The sequence below is a fragment of the Marinoscillum sp. MHG1-6 genome, from assembly GCF_024714475.1.
Classification (GTDB): Bacteria; Bacteroidota; Bacteroidia; order Cytophagales; family Cyclobacteriaceae; genus JAMZMI01.
Genome location: NZ_JAMZMI010000001.1, coordinates 282,863 through 297,784, shown reverse-complemented (window position 1 = coordinate 297,784; position 14,922 = coordinate 282,863). Strand labels below are relative to the sequence as shown.

13 protein-coding genes are annotated in these 14,922 nt (G+C 41.8%); 12 read left to right on the top strand and 1 reads right to left on the bottom strand.

The window, feature by feature from the left end; genetic code table 11:
* The first annotated feature begins 16 nt into the window (after positions 1 to 16).
* The 8 genes from NXR94_RS01360 to hpf all read left to right on the top strand — a co-directional run bounded on the left by NXR94_RS01360 (position 17) and on the right by hpf (position 5,217).
* Positions 17 to 202 (top strand): CcoQ/FixQ family Cbb3-type cytochrome c oxidase assembly chaperone, encoded by a 186-nt coding sequence (locus tag NXR94_RS01360; RefSeq protein WP_258102763.1) that lies wholly within the window; start codon positions 17 to 19, stop codon positions 200 to 202.
* Complete coding sequence (locus NXR94_RS01355; RefSeq protein ID WP_258102762.1) at positions 195 to 1,088, top strand: cbb3-type cytochrome c oxidase N-terminal domain-containing protein; 894 nt, start codon at positions 195 to 197, stop codon at positions 1,086 to 1,088. The genes NXR94_RS01360 and NXR94_RS01355 overlap by 8 nt, the downstream gene beginning before the upstream one ends.
* Positions 1,088 to 2,515: a cytochrome c oxidase accessory protein CcoG gene (gene ccoG, locus NXR94_RS01350; protein ID WP_258102761.1), complete on the top strand. Its 1,428-nt coding sequence runs from the start codon at positions 1,088 to 1,090 to the stop codon at positions 2,513 to 2,515. Before NXR94_RS01355 ends, ccoG begins: the two co-directional genes overlap by 1 nt.
* A 17-nt stretch (positions 2,516 to 2,532) precedes the next feature.
* A complete protein-coding gene (locus tag NXR94_RS01345) occupies positions 2,533 to 2,970 on the top strand; it encodes a FixH family protein (protein WP_258102760.1) in 438 nt (145 codons plus the stop codon).
* Positions 2,967 to 3,638 carry a sulfite exporter TauE/SafE family protein gene (locus tag NXR94_RS01340; protein ID WP_258102759.1) on the top strand — a complete coding sequence of 224 codons (672 nt, stop codon included), beginning with the start codon at positions 2,967 to 2,969 and terminating at the stop codon, positions 3,636 to 3,638. Before NXR94_RS01345 ends, NXR94_RS01340 begins: the two co-directional genes overlap by 4 nt.
* Positions 3,639 to 3,745: 107 nt before the next feature.
* Positions 3,746 to 3,940: a 30S ribosomal protein S21 gene (gene rpsU / locus NXR94_RS01335; RefSeq protein ID WP_258102758.1), complete on the top strand. Its 195-nt coding sequence runs from the start codon at positions 3,746 to 3,748 to the stop codon at positions 3,938 to 3,940.
* A gap of 70 nt (positions 3,941 to 4,010) precedes the next feature.
* On the top strand, positions 4,011 to 4,889 hold the full coding sequence (locus tag NXR94_RS01330; protein WP_258102757.1) for a tyrosine-type recombinase/integrase: 879 nt from the start codon (positions 4,011 to 4,013) through the stop codon (positions 4,887 to 4,889).
* Positions 4,890 to 4,917: 28 nt separating this feature from the next.
* On the top strand, positions 4,918 to 5,217 hold the full coding sequence (gene hpf / locus NXR94_RS01325) for a ribosome hibernation-promoting factor, HPF/YfiA family (RefSeq protein ID WP_258102756.1): 300 nt from the start codon (positions 4,918 to 4,920) through the stop codon (positions 5,215 to 5,217).
* 282 nt (positions 5,218 to 5,499) lie between these two features.
* Here hpf and cysS read toward each other — a convergent pair whose 3' ends face one another.
* Positions 5,500 to 6,984 carry a cysteine--tRNA ligase gene (cysS, locus tag NXR94_RS01320; RefSeq protein ID WP_258102755.1) on the bottom strand — a complete coding sequence of 495 codons (1,485 nt, stop codon included), beginning with the start codon at positions 6,982 to 6,984 and terminating at the stop codon, positions 5,500 to 5,502.
* A 171-nt stretch (positions 6,985 to 7,155) separates the two neighbouring features.
* On the opposite strand from cysS, the gene rimP reads away from it, so the two are divergent.
* From rimP to NXR94_RS01300, 4 genes are all read left to right on the top strand, one after another.
* Positions 7,156 to 7,608, top strand: a complete 453-nt coding sequence (gene rimP, locus NXR94_RS01315; RefSeq protein WP_258102754.1) for a ribosome maturation factor RimP — start codon at positions 7,156 to 7,158, stop codon at positions 7,606 to 7,608.
* A gap of 1 nt (position 7,609) precedes the next feature.
* A complete protein-coding gene (gene nusA / locus NXR94_RS01310; protein WP_258102753.1) occupies positions 7,610 to 8,851 on the top strand; it encodes a transcription termination factor NusA in 1,242 nt (413 codons plus the stop codon).
* Between the two features lie 34 nt (positions 8,852 to 8,885).
* Complete coding sequence (gene infB / locus NXR94_RS01305; protein ID WP_258102752.1) at positions 8,886 to 11,735, top strand: translation initiation factor IF-2; 2,850 nt, start codon at positions 8,886 to 8,888, stop codon at positions 11,733 to 11,735.
* A gap of 103 nt (positions 11,736 to 11,838) precedes the next feature.
* Positions 11,839 to 14,733 (top strand): triple tyrosine motif-containing protein, encoded by a 2,895-nt coding sequence (locus NXR94_RS01300; protein WP_258102751.1) that lies wholly within the window; start codon positions 11,839 to 11,841, stop codon positions 14,731 to 14,733.
* Positions 14,734 to 14,922 lie beyond the last annotated feature (189 nt).

Genomic DNA, 14,922 nt, shown 5'->3' with positions numbered 1-14,922 from the left:
TCAAAAGAAGAAAGTCATGTTGAAATTCATCAAACATCATATGGAGACCATCACAGGGATTGAAATATATCCCCTGATCTCCTTTATCATATTTTTTGCCTTTTTCATAGGCCTGACCATATACGTGATTCGGGTGAGCAAGTCCCATATCAATTACGTGTCAAGACTTCCGTTGGACTCAAAAACTGACAATTATGAGTAAGCTTAAATACTTGTTTACAGCACAACTGGTGCTTTTTGTATCGTTTTTCGCCAATGCCCAGACGGCTGATGCGACAACATCTTTTTTTGAGACCTATCAACTGGAAATCGTATTGGGTCTGGCGGCCGTAGTTGCTGTGGTTGCCCTGCTATCCCTGATAGCAGTCCTCTATGCATTGAAAACCATGCTGACGCTGAAAACGCAGAAGCAAGCTCAATTAGACGGTGTGGAGCGAATTGGTTTTTGGAGAAAGTTCTGGAATAAAATGAATGATGCGGTTCCAATTGCCAAGGAACATGAGATTTTGACCGATCATACCTATGATGGGATCAAAGAGCTGGATAACAGGCTTCCTCCGTGGTGGTTGTACGGTTTTTATGTGTCGATCATCTTCTCGATCATTTATGTTCTCCATTTTCATGTTTTCAAGTCGGGCGACTTACAGGCTGCAGAATATGAAAAGGAAATGAAAACGGCAGAAGCCCAGGTAGAAGCCTATCTGGCATCGCTGGATAACCTGATCGACGAATCTAATGTTGAGTTTACCAAGGAGGCAGTTGATTTATCCGCAGGACAGGAGTTATTCAATGGAAAATGTGCTGCCTGTCATGGAATGAAAGGTGAAGGGGGCGTTGGACCAAATCTTACGGATAAATATTGGATTCACGGAGGTGATGTAAAAGCGATTTTCAAAACAATCAAATATGGAGTGCCGGCTAAAGGGATGATTTCCTGGAAAGCACAACTTTCACCAAAGGAAATGCAGCAGGTAGCTAGTTATATCTACACCCTTGAAGGAACGAATCCCCCAAATGCCAAGGAACCTCAGGGTGAGCTTTTCGAAAGGTCGGCAGACACTGAGGAGGACTCGGGTGAAGAAAGTTAATGGAAGCAAATCTTGATGAAATATATGTTGAAAAAGAGGCTGAAGAGTCTTATCGGGACCGAATCTCAACGGTAGATGAGGAAGGTAAGCGCATTTGGCTTTATCCAAAGAAGCCGAAGGGCAGGCTGACTAACTATAGACAGATTGTCAGCCTTGTCCTTTTGGCGGTTCTTTTTGGGAGTCCCTTTATCAAAGTCGATGGGGAACCCTTTCTTCTTTTCAATATCATTGAGCGGAAGTTCATCATTTTCGGTCAGGTGTTCTGGCCGCAGGATTTTTTTCTGGCGGTGATCGGCACTATCACCGCCGTGGTTTTCATCATACTCTTCACAGTAGTTTTTGGGAGGATATTTTGTGGGTGGATCTGTCCTCAGACCATATTCATGGAATGGGTTTTTCGAAGGATCGAATTCTGGATTGAAGGAGACTATATGGCTCAAAAGAAGCTGGATAAGACACCCTGGGATTTCGATAAAGTATTCAAAAAAACGCTAAAGCATACTATTTTCATTATGATCAGCCTGCTGATCATGCACACCTTCGTTGCCTATTTAGTGGGTGTGGAAGAAACGTGGAGTACGATCAAAGAAGGGCCATCTGAGGCACCGGCAAAATTCATTGCCATGGTGGTATTGGCAGGGCTGTTTTATGGGGTGTTTGGCAAATTGAGAGAGCAGGTCTGTACGACCATTTGCCCCTATGGACGCTTGCAGGGAGTGTTATTGGACCGAGAGAGTATTGTCGTGGCCTATGATCATGAACGTGGTGAGAAAAGAAGCAAGTTTAGAAAGGGCGAAGACAGAGATGCTGCGGGATTTGGCGATTGTATTGACTGCAAACAATGTGTCTATGTCTGTCCCACAGGAATAGACATCAGAAATGGAACCCAGTTAGAGTGTGTGAACTGTACGGCTTGTATTGATGCCTGTGATTCTATTATGGATCGGATCCATAGACCAAGAGGGCTGGTTAGATATGCTTCAGAGCAAAATATATCTGAGGGGAAGCCTTTTGTATTTACAGGGCGGATGAAGGCATATACTGCTGTCCTGCTGATTTTGATTGGGGTGATGATATCCTTATTGATTATTCGCTCAGATTTTGAAACGACCATACTCCGGACCCCGGGAATGATGTATCAGGAGAGAGAGGACGGTAGCATCAGTAACCTTTATCAGGTAAAAATGGTGAATAAGACCAACCACAAGATACCTGTGAGATTTGAGCTGCTGGATCCGAAGGGACAACTTCAAATGGTTGGAGAGGATATTAAGCTGGATGAACAGGGTATTGGAGAAGGAGCCTTTTTTGTGATCATTGATCCGGCTGACCTAAGTAAGATGAGTAGTGAAATTACAGTTGGGGTTTACTCGGAGGGTGAATTAATAGAAGAAGTTGAAACAAAATTTTTGGGCCCTGCCCTTTGATTTTAAAATTGAAAATTATGAAATGGAATTGGGGAACGGGAATCGTTGGGAGCTTTGCGCTCTTCTGTGGTTTTGTCATTTATGTGGTGGTTCAGTCCTTCCGTTTAGATGTAGATCTGGTATCTGATACCTACTACATGGAAGAGCTTAATTACCAGGAAAGAATAGATCATAAATCCAACCTTGCAGCAGCCGGCGTGGAGGTAACCACCGTGCAAACTGGGGAAGAATTGAATTTTGAATTTCCAAGGGAGTTTGAGGGTGCAGAAGGAGATATTCATTTTTATCATCCTTCAAGGGAGATTTTCGATCGACATTTCAAGATCGCCTTAAATGAGAGCAATGTACAGTTGATCAAAAAGTCGGATCTGGTAAAGGGCAGATACAAGGTCAAGCTCAATTGGAAGGCTGGGGATAAGTCTTATTTTCAGGAAACAGAGGTTTTTGTGAGATGATTTCTTCACTCGTCATCGGTTTTGTTGGAAGTGCGCACTGTGCAGGGATGTGTGGACCACTTAACCTGACCCTGGCGGGAAAATCATTTTGGAGCTTTACCAGCTACCATTTTGGAAGGACACTCTCATACGCTTTTGTTGGTGCCTCCTTCGGAATGATCAGTGAATCACTTTCATTTTTAGACCTGCAGCGTATTGGTGCATTGACAGGGGGGGTGTTGCTATTACTCATTTATGGAGTTCCGGCATTTCGTAGAAGATTGGAACAGTTCTACTACCATTCTTCATTTTTTAAGATGATGAAAGGGCATTTGTCTGGTTACTTTTCGGGACGCCTGAAGTGGATAGCCAGTGGGATGCTCAATGGTTTGTTGCCTTGTGGATTAGTCTATCTGGCGGGAGCTGGCGCATTACTGATCGGTAACTTCTGGTTGGCGATTGCCTACATGTCATTGTTCGCTTTGGGTACTTTGCCAGCCTTGATTATAGTATTTTTTACCGGGCATAAATTGAAGGGCTATGTTAGGGGCGTTGCAAGGTTTGTGACTCCTATAGGGTTATTGTCAGCCGGGGTTTTGATTTTCAGAGGCGTGCTGGTAGATATGCCTGAGGTCAATGAACTGGTTCGCACTCATCTGACCGGATTTATTACTGCCTGCGGTTTTTAATGAATTTTTTTAAAGATATCCACATTTTTGGCAGAAGTATTGGCTTAATCCTTTGCATGAAATTGAATTTAAATTACTTTTGCACGCTCAAATAGAAATTACTAACGATGATCATAGTCAACGTAAAAGAAAACGAGTCGATTGATAAGGCTTTGAAAAGGTTCAAAAAGAAGTTTGAAAAAACTGGTGTTCTTAGAGAACTAAGAGAAAGAACTGCTTTCACTAAACCTTCTATTAAAAGAAGAGCAGAAGTGATCAAAGCTAGCTACAAGCAGCACCTTCGCGAGCAGGAAAATAAGTAATCCTCAATAGCGGATTTCTATGATTTAATCATTAAGTTAGTATTCCCCTCGAATCGGGGAATACGTGCTTATGATTGATTCCTTCCTAAAGTACCTCCAATACGAAAAGCGATTCAGCAAGCATACTCTTAGTGCTTACGAGAGGGACTTAAATCAACTGCATTTTTACCTGAAAGACATCTATGAGGTTAATGACCTCAAGGAGGTGACCCATCCCATACTTCGAAGTTGGGTTGTTTCATTGATTGATTCGGGCATTGCTCCACAATCGGTCAATCGAAAATTAGCTACACTCAAGTCATTTTATAAGTTTCTCCAGGCAAGACATTACGTCACTCAAAATCCGGCGAGTCGGTTGAAGCCATTAAAAACGGAGAAGAAACTCCCCTCTTTCGTGCGGGAAGGTGAGATGACCATATTGCTTGATCAGCTGAAGTTCTCGGAAGATTTTTCCGGCTTCAGGGACAAGATGATTTTGGAGCTCTTATACGCTACCGGAATTCGATTATCAGAATTAATTAACCTGACAGACAAGCAAATCAATTTCTATCAGGGATCAATAAAAGTTTTAGGAAAAAGAAATAAGGAAAGGGTTATACCAATTGGTGATTCCTTCGTTAGAGTAATTAAAGAATACCTCGAGATCAGAAACCGTGATGTTGGTTCTGCCGAAGGGTATTTGTTAGTTACGGATTCAGGAGATCAGCTATACCCTATGCTAGTTTACAGAACGGTTAAAAAGTATCTGGAACAAGTTACTACCTTATCTAAAACAAGTCCTCATGTTCTGAGGCACACATTTGCGACACACCTGTTGGATAAAGGAGCGGACCTTAATGCAGTTAAGGATCTGCTTGGCCATACTAGCCTGGCTGCAACACAGGTTTATACTCATAATTCGATGGAGAAGCTGAAGTCAGCTTTTGACCAGGCTCATCCTAGAGCATAATATGTTTAATTTTTAAATTGTAAAAGTCATGAAATTACAAATGCATTCAATCCACTTCGACGCAGATCAAAAATTGGTAGACTTTATTCAAAGGAAAGCGGATAAGTTGGAGACTTTTTATGACAGGATTATTGATGGAGAGGTCATCATGAAGGTGGAGAGTGATAATTCACGAGAGAACAAACACCTTGAGATCAAATTGAATATTCCCGGCGGTCAACTTTTTGCTAAAGAGAAGGCAAAGTCTTTTGAAGCTGCTGCGGATGAAGCGGTAGAGGCCTTGAGAAGACAGTTGAAAAAACACAAAGAAAAGCTGTACGCTCATTAAAAGAGCTTTGACAATAACTGAAAAAGGGTGGCCAACTGGTCACCCTTTTTTGTTTTTAGGTTTTGTAATTGTGTGAAAATATTTTCATTTCAGCCTGATTATAATTTCGTTTTTTTGTCGGAAATTCGTGCGATTTTTATTGATAAGATGGATAAGAACGAATTAAACAAAAATTACAAGAAGGGCTTTGTGTTTCTTGCTGCTGCAGTAGCTTTCACAGTGGCCTATGTTGTCTTGTGGATGTAAGATTTCCATTAGGCTCTCCCAGGGAGAGCCTTGTAGTTATTCTTCAAACGCCCAGTCAATCTGGTTCTTCATATCCTTCACAACTATTCCCAGTTGTTTCAACTCAGCGCGAAGCGCATCCACCTTTTCATAATCTTTTGCCTCCTTCGCGGCTTTATATTCAGTAAGCACTACGTCTACCAGTTTTTCTCCTTTCAGGTCCAATTCAAGTCTGAGTCCGAGAACATCCTGAGTAAAGCCGAGAAAAGTGGTTTTCATCTGATCAAACACCTCTTTACCCAATTGGCCAAACTGAAGTTGCCCTGTCTGAAGGGAGTTGAATTTTTTCAGAAGGTTAAATAGGTGGCCTATGGTCAAGGCAGTATTAAAGTCATCGTTCATGGCATGATGACAGTTTTCGCAGATCTTTTTGATCTGGCTGATCTGCTTCTCATCAGGAGCCTCCTGAGTACCTTCGGGATATGCTACTTCCTGAACATAACGCAAGCCATTGGCTAATTTGGTATATCCTTTTTGCGCAGCATTTAGGGCTTCGTTGGAGAAATCAAGGGTGCTGGCGTAATGAGACTGAAGCATAAAAAACCGGATGGTCATCGGACTATAGCCACGGTCCAGCATTTCATGGTCTCCGGCTATCAGTTCCTTAGGTAAAAAGCTATTCCCTAATGATTTGCTCATTTTTGTGCCGTTTACAGTGAGCATATTGGTGTGTAGCCAGTATTTGGCTCCATCATTTCCATGTGTACCGGCATTCTGCGCTATTTCACATTCGTGATGAGGGAATTTGAGGTCCATTCCTCCACCATGAATATCGAATTGCTCTCCCAGATATTTCGTGCTCATTACAGAACATTCCAGGTGCCATCCGGGAAAGCCCACGCCCCATTTGGTTTTCCACCGCATGATATGCTCAGGTGAGGCGTTCTTCCACAAAGCAAAGTCCAATGGATTTCTTTTGTCTGATTGCCCATCGAGTTCGCGGGTCTGGCTGAGTAGGTCTTCCGTTTTTCTACCGCTCAGCTTGCCATATGAATATTCTTTATTGTATTTCTCAATATCAAAATACACGGAGCCATTTGACTCATAAGCATATCCCTTCTCCACCAACTCGTCAATCATTTGAAGCTGCTCTATCAGATGTCCTGTAGCTGTAGGCTCGATGTCCGGGTCAAGATTGTTGAATAGCTCCATTACCCGATGAAAGTCATTGGTGTATTTCTGCACCACTTCCATTGGCTCCAGGTTCTCCAATTTGGCCTTTTTGGAGATTTTATCCTCTTCACTGTTATCAAGCAGGTGTCCTACATCGGTGATGTTACGGACATAGCGCACCTTATAGCCTAAAAATTTTAGATAGCGATAAACCACATCAAAAGAAGTAAAAGTACGGACATTACCCAGGTGAACATCGCTGTATACCGTTGGCCCACAGACATACATGCCTACATGGGGAGAGTTAAGAGGTTCAAACACTTCCTTTTCTTTGGTCAGTGAATTGACCACACGCAGTTTACCGATCATACGCTAATACCTTAATTATGAATGTGTTCGGGACGTGAACCATTCGATAGTTTATATTATCTAATTTGAATTGAGTTTTTTTTCTCTTAGCTTTGCGTTACAAATATAGAATTAAGGTTCGAGGGGACGCAAGTCCCCTCTTTTATTATTCATATGGTTGATTCGAAGAAGTTGGAACGAGAGGTTGAAACGTATGTTTCAGACCTCATTTCTGAGGATCCATCGCTGTTTATTGTAGCGGTGAATCTAAAGGGAAATGAAGGCAATCAACGATTGGTTATTGCCCTCGATGGGGACAATGGTGTAAGTATTGATGCCTGCGTTTCTGTGAGTAGAAGGCTTGCTGTCATGTTGGAGGAGCGGGATTTAATAAGTGGAAAATATCATCTGGAGGTGACTTCAGTGGGTATCGATCAGCCGTTGGCATCCGAAAGACAATATCGCAAGAATATTGGTAGGTCGTTGAAGGTGAAGCTCGTGGATGGAAAGAAGATTGAGGGAGCGCTTACCGAAGTGACTGAAGGAGGCATCTCTTTAACAATTAAGGAAAAGAAAAAGGAGATATCTGAGGATATAAGTTTTGATCAAATAGATAGTGCAAAAGTTTTAGTTTCATTTAAGTGATATGGATAACGGGATTTTAATTGATTCGTTTGCAGACTTTGCAAGAGGCAAGAACATCGATCGCCCGACGATGATCAGGATCCTTGAGGACGTGTTTCGCACCATGATCCGCAAGAAGTATAAGGTGGATGATAACTTTGATATTATCATCAACACTGATAGTGGTGACCTTGAGATCTGGAGATTTAGAGAAATCGTAGATGATAACTCAGAGGATATCTGGGATCACGATAAAATAAGTCTGTCGGAGGCAAGAAAAATCGAGCCTGACTTTGAAATCGGTGAGGAGGTTTCTGAGGAGATCAAATTGATCGACTTTGGAAGAAGAGCGGTGATGACTGCAAGACAGACTTTGATCCAAAAGATCAAGGACCTTGAAAAGGATATCCTGTTTGATAAATACAAAGAATTAGTTGGAGAGATCATCGTTGGAGAGGTCTATCAAACTCTTAGCAGAGAGATTTTGTTGATTGATGGAGAGGGTAATGAGCTTCATCTACCGAAAAACGAACAAATCTCTAAGGATAGATATAGAAAGGGAGATTCTGTTAGAGCTATTGTCCACCGTGTGGAAATGGTTAACGGCAACCCTAAAATCATTCTGTCCAGAACATCTCCTACTTTCCTTGAAAGATTGTTTGAAAGTGAGGTTCCTGAAGTATATGATGGGCTGATCACGATCAAAAATGTTGTTCGTGAGCCAGGCGAAAGAGCTAAAGTTGCCGTGGAATCTTATGATGATCGTATCGATCCGGTAGGAGCATGTGTGGGTATGAAGGGGTCAAGAATTCACTCTATCGTGAGAGAGCTCCAAAATGAGAACATTGACGTAATCAACTTCACCGACAATCTGGAACTATACATTGCCCGGGCTTTGAGTCCTGCAAAGATCCAGAGTATGAAGATCAGCGAGGAAAAAGACAGAGTGTCTGTTTACTTAAAACCAGATCAGGTATCCCTTGCCATTGGTAAAGGAGGTCAGAATATCAAGTTGGCTTCAAGACTGGTTGGATTGGAAATAGATGTTTTCAGAGAATTGGGTGATTTTGAGGACGAAGACGTAGATATTGACGAATTTGCGGACGAAATCGAAGACTGGATCATCGATGAATTGAAAAGGATCGGTTTAGATACCGCGAAAAGTGTGTTGACACTTACGATGGAAGAACTGGTTCGAAGAACAGACCTTGAGGAGGAAACTATCAAGGATGTTCTGAAAATTTTTAAACAGGAATTTGAATAAGCGCTATTATATTTTATAACAGCTGAAGGAATTTATGGCAGAAGAAAAAACTCAACGGTTAAGCCAGGTCGCACGAAAATTGAATGTTGGGCGAGGGACTATTCTCGACTTTCTTTCGGAGAAGGGTTTTGAGGTAGACAGTAGCCCGAATTCTAAAATCACTCAAGAGCAGTTCACTCTTTTGGCAAGGGAATTTGCATCCTCTGCATTGGATAAAGAGGAAGCTTCTGGGTTGACCATTGGTTCGACTCATACGGATAATCTTGTCATTAAATCCGAAAATGCTCCGGAGCCTAAAGAAGAGTCTGAAGATGAGCAAATTCTGATCAAGGATAATAGTGCGCCTTCAGAGGAAGAAAAGATTACTTCCAAAACAAAGCTGGAAGGACCTAAGGTGGTTGGAAAAATTGATCTGGATCAGTTTTCTAAGAAACCAAAGCAGGCGGAGGAAAAGAAGGAAGAACCTGCACCTAAGGAAGAACCAAAAGTAAAGGCGGAGGAAGAAAAGGTTGAGGAGAAACCGGTAGAGAAGGTTGAAGAGAAACCGGTAGAGAAGGTTGAAGAGAAACCGGTAGAGAAGGTTGAAGAGAAACCTGTTGAGAAAGAGGTTGAAAAGGTAGAAGAGAAGAAGGAAGAACCTAAAAAAGAGGAACCTAAATTAGAAGAGAAGCCTCAACCTGAAAAAGAAGCGGAGCCTGAAAAGGAAAAACCTAAAGCTGATGAAAGCAAGAAGGTTATTGAAGCCAAGGCTGACTCTTTAAAAGGACTAACTGTTCTTGGCAAAATCGAATTGCCGCAGGAGAAAAAGCCGAAGCCAGTTGCGTCGTCTGATCAGGATAAGGATAGAAAGAAAAAGCGACCTAGAAAAAGGATCAACAGCGCCAGTCCGGATCGTAGCCCTGGAGGAGGAGATAATCGAGGAAGAGGAGACAATCGAGGTAGAGGTAATAAGGATAGTAGAAAGACAGAGGAGCTTTCTGACAAGGAAATCCAGGATAAGATCAAGGCAACGCTTGCCAAATTAAGTGGTGGAAAAGGGTCTGCATCAGGAAACAGATCAAAATACAGAAAAGATAAAAGATCGGCCAAGGCCGAAGCTGAGGAAGAAAGATTACAAGCTGAACACGCAGAATCAAAAATCCTTAAGGTTACGGAGTTTATTTCAGCAAGTGATTTAGCCTCGTTGATGGACGTTTCTGTGAACGATGTGATTTCTACCTGTATGTCTCTTGGGATGTTCGTTTCTATCAACCAGAGACTGGATGCTGAATCGATCACTGTTATTGCAGATGAATTTGATTATGAAGTCAACTTCACTACCGGGGATGATGAGACTGAGGTTGTGGAAGTTGAAGATGATGAAAGCACCCTGGAGGACAGAGCGCCGATTGTGACCATCATGGGTCACGTTGACCACGGTAAAACTTCCCTTCTTGACTTCATCAGAGATTCAAAAGTAACTGCTGGTGAGGCTGGAGGTATCACTCAGCACATCGGTGCGTATGATGTGATGACGGAGGCCGGTAAGAGAATAGCGTTCCTGGATACACCGGGTCACGAGGCCTTTACAGCGATGCGTGCTCGTGGTGCGAAAATCACGGATATTGCAATCATCGTGGTTGCGGCTGACGATGCGGTCATGCCACAAACTAAAGAGGCCATCAACCACGCTCAGGTGGCAGGTGTGCCTATCGTTATTGCAATTAACAAGGTGGATAAGCCGAACGCTAATCCTGATAAAATCAAAGAAGAGCTTTCCAATATCAACATACTTGTAGAGGATTGGGGTGGAAAATATCAGTGTCAGCACGTTTCCGCCAAGACCGGAGAAGGTATCGATGACCTTCTTGATAAGGTATTGTTGGAGGCAGAGTTGCTGGAACTTAAAGCCAATGCTAATAAAGCAGCGGTTGGTTCAGTAATCGAAGCAATGTTGGATAAAGGTCGCGGATATGTGACAACCATGATGGTTCAGTCAGGAACCATGAGAATTGGTGACGTCGTATTGGCAGGTCCTCATTATGGACGTGTGAAGGCCATGTTCGACCACAGAGGGAAGAAGATGAACGAGGTGGGGCCATCAACACCGGTACAGATGCTTGGTTTGAGTGGAGCTCCTCAGGCTGGTGACAAGTTTAATGTCATGGAGTCTGAAAGAGAAGCTCGTGAGATTGCAACTAAAAGAGAGCAGATTCTTCGAGAGCAGACGATCAGAACTAAGAAACATATCACACTTGATGAGATTGGTCGTCGATTAGCGATTGGAAGCTTTAAGGAACTTAACGTAATCGTTAAGGGTGACGTGGACGGATCTGTAGAAGCACTTTCCGACTCATTGTTGAAGTTGTCTACAGATGAAGTTCAGGTAAATATCATCCACAAAGCGGTGGGTCAAATTTCTGAATCGGATGTGTTGCTGGCTTCAGCATCAGATGCGGTAATCGTTGGATTCCAGGTGAGACCATCTGCACAAGCCCGTAGAACTGCGGAAAATGAAGAGATTGAAATCAGGCTATACTCAATTATCTATGATGCTATCAATGACGTGAAGGATGCGATGGAAGGTATGCTTGAGCCTACCTCAGAAGAAGTCATTACTGGTAATATCGAGGTAAGAGAAGTCTTTAAGATTTCTAAGATTGGTACAGTTGCAGGATGCTATGTTACAGAGGGTAATGTGAAGAGATCCAATCAGGTTAGATTGATTAGAGACGGTATTGTTGTTTATACAGGAGAGATCAACCAATTGAAGCGCTTTAAAGATGATGTGGCCGAAGTTAAAAATGGCTATGAATGTGGTGTGTCCATCAAAAACTTTAATGATATTAAAGTAGGAGACATTATTGAAGGTTTCGAAGAAAGAGAAGTAAAACGAACCCTGTAATAAAAGGGATCACTTAGATATTGAAAGCAGGCCAAAAGCCTGCTTTTTTTTATATTCTTGCATAGGAATATTTCCAAGATTAATAATGAGATCAAGTCTGGCGATGAAAAAGTACTTAATTGTAGTGGTCTGTTTCCTGAGCTTTTTGCAATCAAAGGGACAACTCGATGGCTATGAGTACTTTGCGTTTCCGGATGTAAGAGCCAATGATGTAATAAAAGGTATCTATAAGGACACTACAGGATATCTATGGCTGGCTACGGACCTGGGAGTGATTTCCTACAATGGGAAAAGGGCAAATGTCCATGTAAATGGGCTTCAAAACCTCTATGCAAAAAAATTTATTCAGTTACCTGATGGAGGCCTAATTGTCATTCATGATTCAGGAGTCCAAAGGATAATCAATTTGAGGGACTCCGTGATTTTTCAGCCTCTAAAATATTTTGGACTGGATCTCGAGGATCAAATTTTCTACACAAAATCCACCTTTGTTGATTCCAAAGAGGTATTGTGGTTTGGTGAGGGAAATGCGATAGTAAGGGTTGATGATCAGGGCCTTAATCGATATGTATTGGGTATCAATAACAATTATCATAGATCATTTTCATTTGCCGAAGATGCCTTTGGTCATATTTGGATGGTTTCATTCAATGGACAGTTTCTGGTTTGGAATGATACGAACCATAAACTGGACACCGTAAACCTGAAATTACCATTTGACAACGAGTTCACATCTATCACCGCGGTCCATGGGGATAAGCTACTGATAGGTAGTAATGAAGGCCCTATGATGCTAAAAGTCGATAGTGACAAACAAGTTCAGCTTCTGGAAGTATTCGAAGAACCGAAATATATCTCCACTGTTGAATCGGTTAAGGACATGGTAGTGATAGGGACATGGGATCGTGGATTGTATAGTCTTTTATTTGAAAAGGATCAACCAGCACTTGAGAAGTATGATGTGCTTGAATTCAATGATGTTGTAGATATTTTTTACAGTGAACAAGAAGACGAGATCTGGGTTGCAGGGGCAGAGGATATAGCGCTACTGAAGCAAAGACCAATTGTGGCGCTTGGAGAAACCGGGGTTTACAGGGTCGAATCATTTGATATCAATTCAAAGAGAGATGTGTTTTTTACCACTGGTGAAGAAATCTATCGGGAAGATTGTTGCACAGGCTCAAAGGAGTTATTGAAGGCAGTTGATGATGCGTTTTTTACTACTCTGTTTTTGAGGGGGCAAGAGCTTTGGTACGGAGATCACCTTGGAAGAGTTTCGAAGTTGAATCTATTAACCGGTACTGAGGAGATCATTTTTGAACCAGAAATTGACTTTAACATGGTCAATTTTATTATTGGGATAGGAGATGACCTTTGGGTGGCTAACACCTTGATAGATGCAGTAAAAATTGATTCTAAAGGGCAGGTAAAAGTTTACGAAGATTTTATTGTGAGTGTCTTCAGGGAGGCGCCCAATGGAGAAATTTTTGCCTCCGGAAATGGAAAGGATGGATTACTTTATTTCTACGATAGCAAAAAATCTGATGAATTTATTCCTGTAGACATTTCTCTCGATACTTATATATCTGAAAATATACGTGTAGAGGACATAGCATTTAGTGAAGGTCAAATTTATTTGGCTACCAATGAGGGAGTAATTACCCTTACACCAACAGGAGATAATTCTTACTCCGGAACCATCATTCAATTTGCTCCGGAAGCTGGGTCCCTTTCATGTAGGGCAATAGTTGCAATTGAAAGCACCTTATGGATAGGAACCAACAATGGATTGTATCGTTATGAAAACGGTCAAACCTTGCATTTTACACCTTCCTCTGGACTTCCATCGAAACTGATAAAACAACGAGGGTTTTCAATTGACCAAAGTATATTGACAATAGCAACCGCCAAAGGGATGGCCCAATTGGATATGAGTAAGATTAAGTCTGAATCTACTCATTCTCCCATTATAGAAAGCTTTTTGGTAAATGGTGTAAAACTATTAAATAGTTCAGGTCGATTTACCATCCCATACCAATCGAATATTGAAATAGGATACAGGTGCATCACCTTTACAGGCAATGAAATTCAGTATAAAACACGTGTTGTAGGGATCAATAAGGAATGGAGTGGATCTACACACAATGAAATATTGTCATTGGTTGGAATGTCCCAGGGAGATTACTATTTTCAGGTTCAGGCAAAAGTTGTGGGAGGATTATGGAGTGAACCAGCAAGTATTTCATTTAGGGTTCTAAGTCCATGGTACATGCGTTGGTGGTCATATATGTTGTTTTTTCTGCTGGCAGTAACTATTGTATGGTCTTCGATTAGGATCTATCATTACCACCTTATTAATCAAAAAAGGAAGCTGAAACGACTGATTGATCAGGCTACGGCCGAGATTGAAAAGCAAAAAAATGAAATAATCGTACAGCAGAAACACATCATTGGTCAGAAGGAGGAATTGCTTCAAAAAAGTGAGGCGGTTTACAAAGCTCAACAAGCACTCACCGACGCTGACCTGAAATATCTTCAATTAAAAGAAACACAGCTTCAGGACCAGATCGAGTATAGAAATAAGCAGATAACAACACATGCACTTAACATCATTCAAAAGAATGAGACGCTTCAGGCGCTGAAGCACCAGCTGGAAAAGCTGCTCAAAAAGGCTGAGGGTCCCGCTGCTGCTGATATAAGAAGGACCATTCGTCAGATAGATGAGAGCTTCAAGCTCGATAAGGATTGGGAAGATTTTAAGCTTTATTTCGAGCAAATATATACGGGTTTCTACGCGAAACTAAAGGCCAAATGCCCCGAGTTAACCGGTCAGGATTTACGTCATTGTGCGTTGATTCGATTAAATCTTAGTATACAGGAGTGCGCTTCGATTATGGGGATTTCACCTGAAAGTGTAAAAGTGTCTCGAACCCGAATCAGAAAGAAGATCAATATCGAAGGAAATCAGGGCCTCCCTGAGTTTATCTATTCGATTTAGCCCGCCAATACAACACCCTTTTCAGAAATTTTGAGTTAACAAACGGTTAGTTTGTGCTGAAATTTGCAAACGTTTTCAGGTAGTTAAGTAAAACTTTTGTTAACTATTTGTTAACCTCTAAAATAGCCTCTATTTAATTCAAACGCATTTTTTGGTTTTTTTCGAGCCAAAAAGGAAGCGTCCTTTCTA

Bases quoted from the DNA above. Each gene is read 5' to 3' on its own strand.
- NXR94_RS01360 (WP_258102763.1), top strand. From the start codon at position 17: ATGTTGAAATTCATCAAACATCATATGGAGACCATCACAGGGATTGAA.
- NXR94_RS01355 (WP_258102762.1), top strand. From the start codon at position 195: ATGAGTAAGCTTAAATACTTGTTTACAGCACAACTGGTGCTTTTTGTA.
- ccoG (WP_258102761.1), top strand. From the start codon at position 1,088: ATGGAAGCAAATCTTGATGAAATATATGTTGAAAAAGAGGCTGAAGAG.
- NXR94_RS01345 (WP_258102760.1), top strand. From the start codon at position 2,533: ATGAAATGGAATTGGGGAACGGGAATCGTTGGGAGCTTTGCGCTCTTC.
- NXR94_RS01340 (WP_258102759.1), top strand. From the start codon at position 2,967: ATGATTTCTTCACTCGTCATCGGTTTTGTTGGAAGTGCGCACTGTGCA.
- rpsU (WP_258102758.1), top strand. From the start codon at position 3,746: ATGATCATAGTCAACGTAAAAGAAAACGAGTCGATTGATAAGGCTTTG.
- NXR94_RS01330 (WP_258102757.1), top strand. From the start codon at position 4,011: ATGATTGATTCCTTCCTAAAGTACCTCCAATACGAAAAGCGATTCAGC.
- hpf (WP_258102756.1), top strand. From the start codon at position 4,918: ATGAAATTACAAATGCATTCAATCCACTTCGACGCAGATCAAAAATTG.
- cysS (WP_258102755.1), bottom strand. From the start codon at position 6,984: ATGATCGGTAAACTGCGTGTGGTCAATTCACTGACCAAAGAAAAGGAA.
- nusA (WP_258102753.1), top strand. From the start codon at position 7,610: ATGGATAACGGGATTTTAATTGATTCGTTTGCAGACTTTGCAAGAGGC.
- infB (WP_258102752.1), top strand. From the start codon at position 8,886: ATGGCAGAAGAAAAAACTCAACGGTTAAGCCAGGTCGCACGAAAATTG.
- NXR94_RS01300 (WP_258102751.1), top strand. From the start codon at position 11,839: ATGAAAAAGTACTTAATTGTAGTGGTCTGTTTCCTGAGCTTTTTGCAA.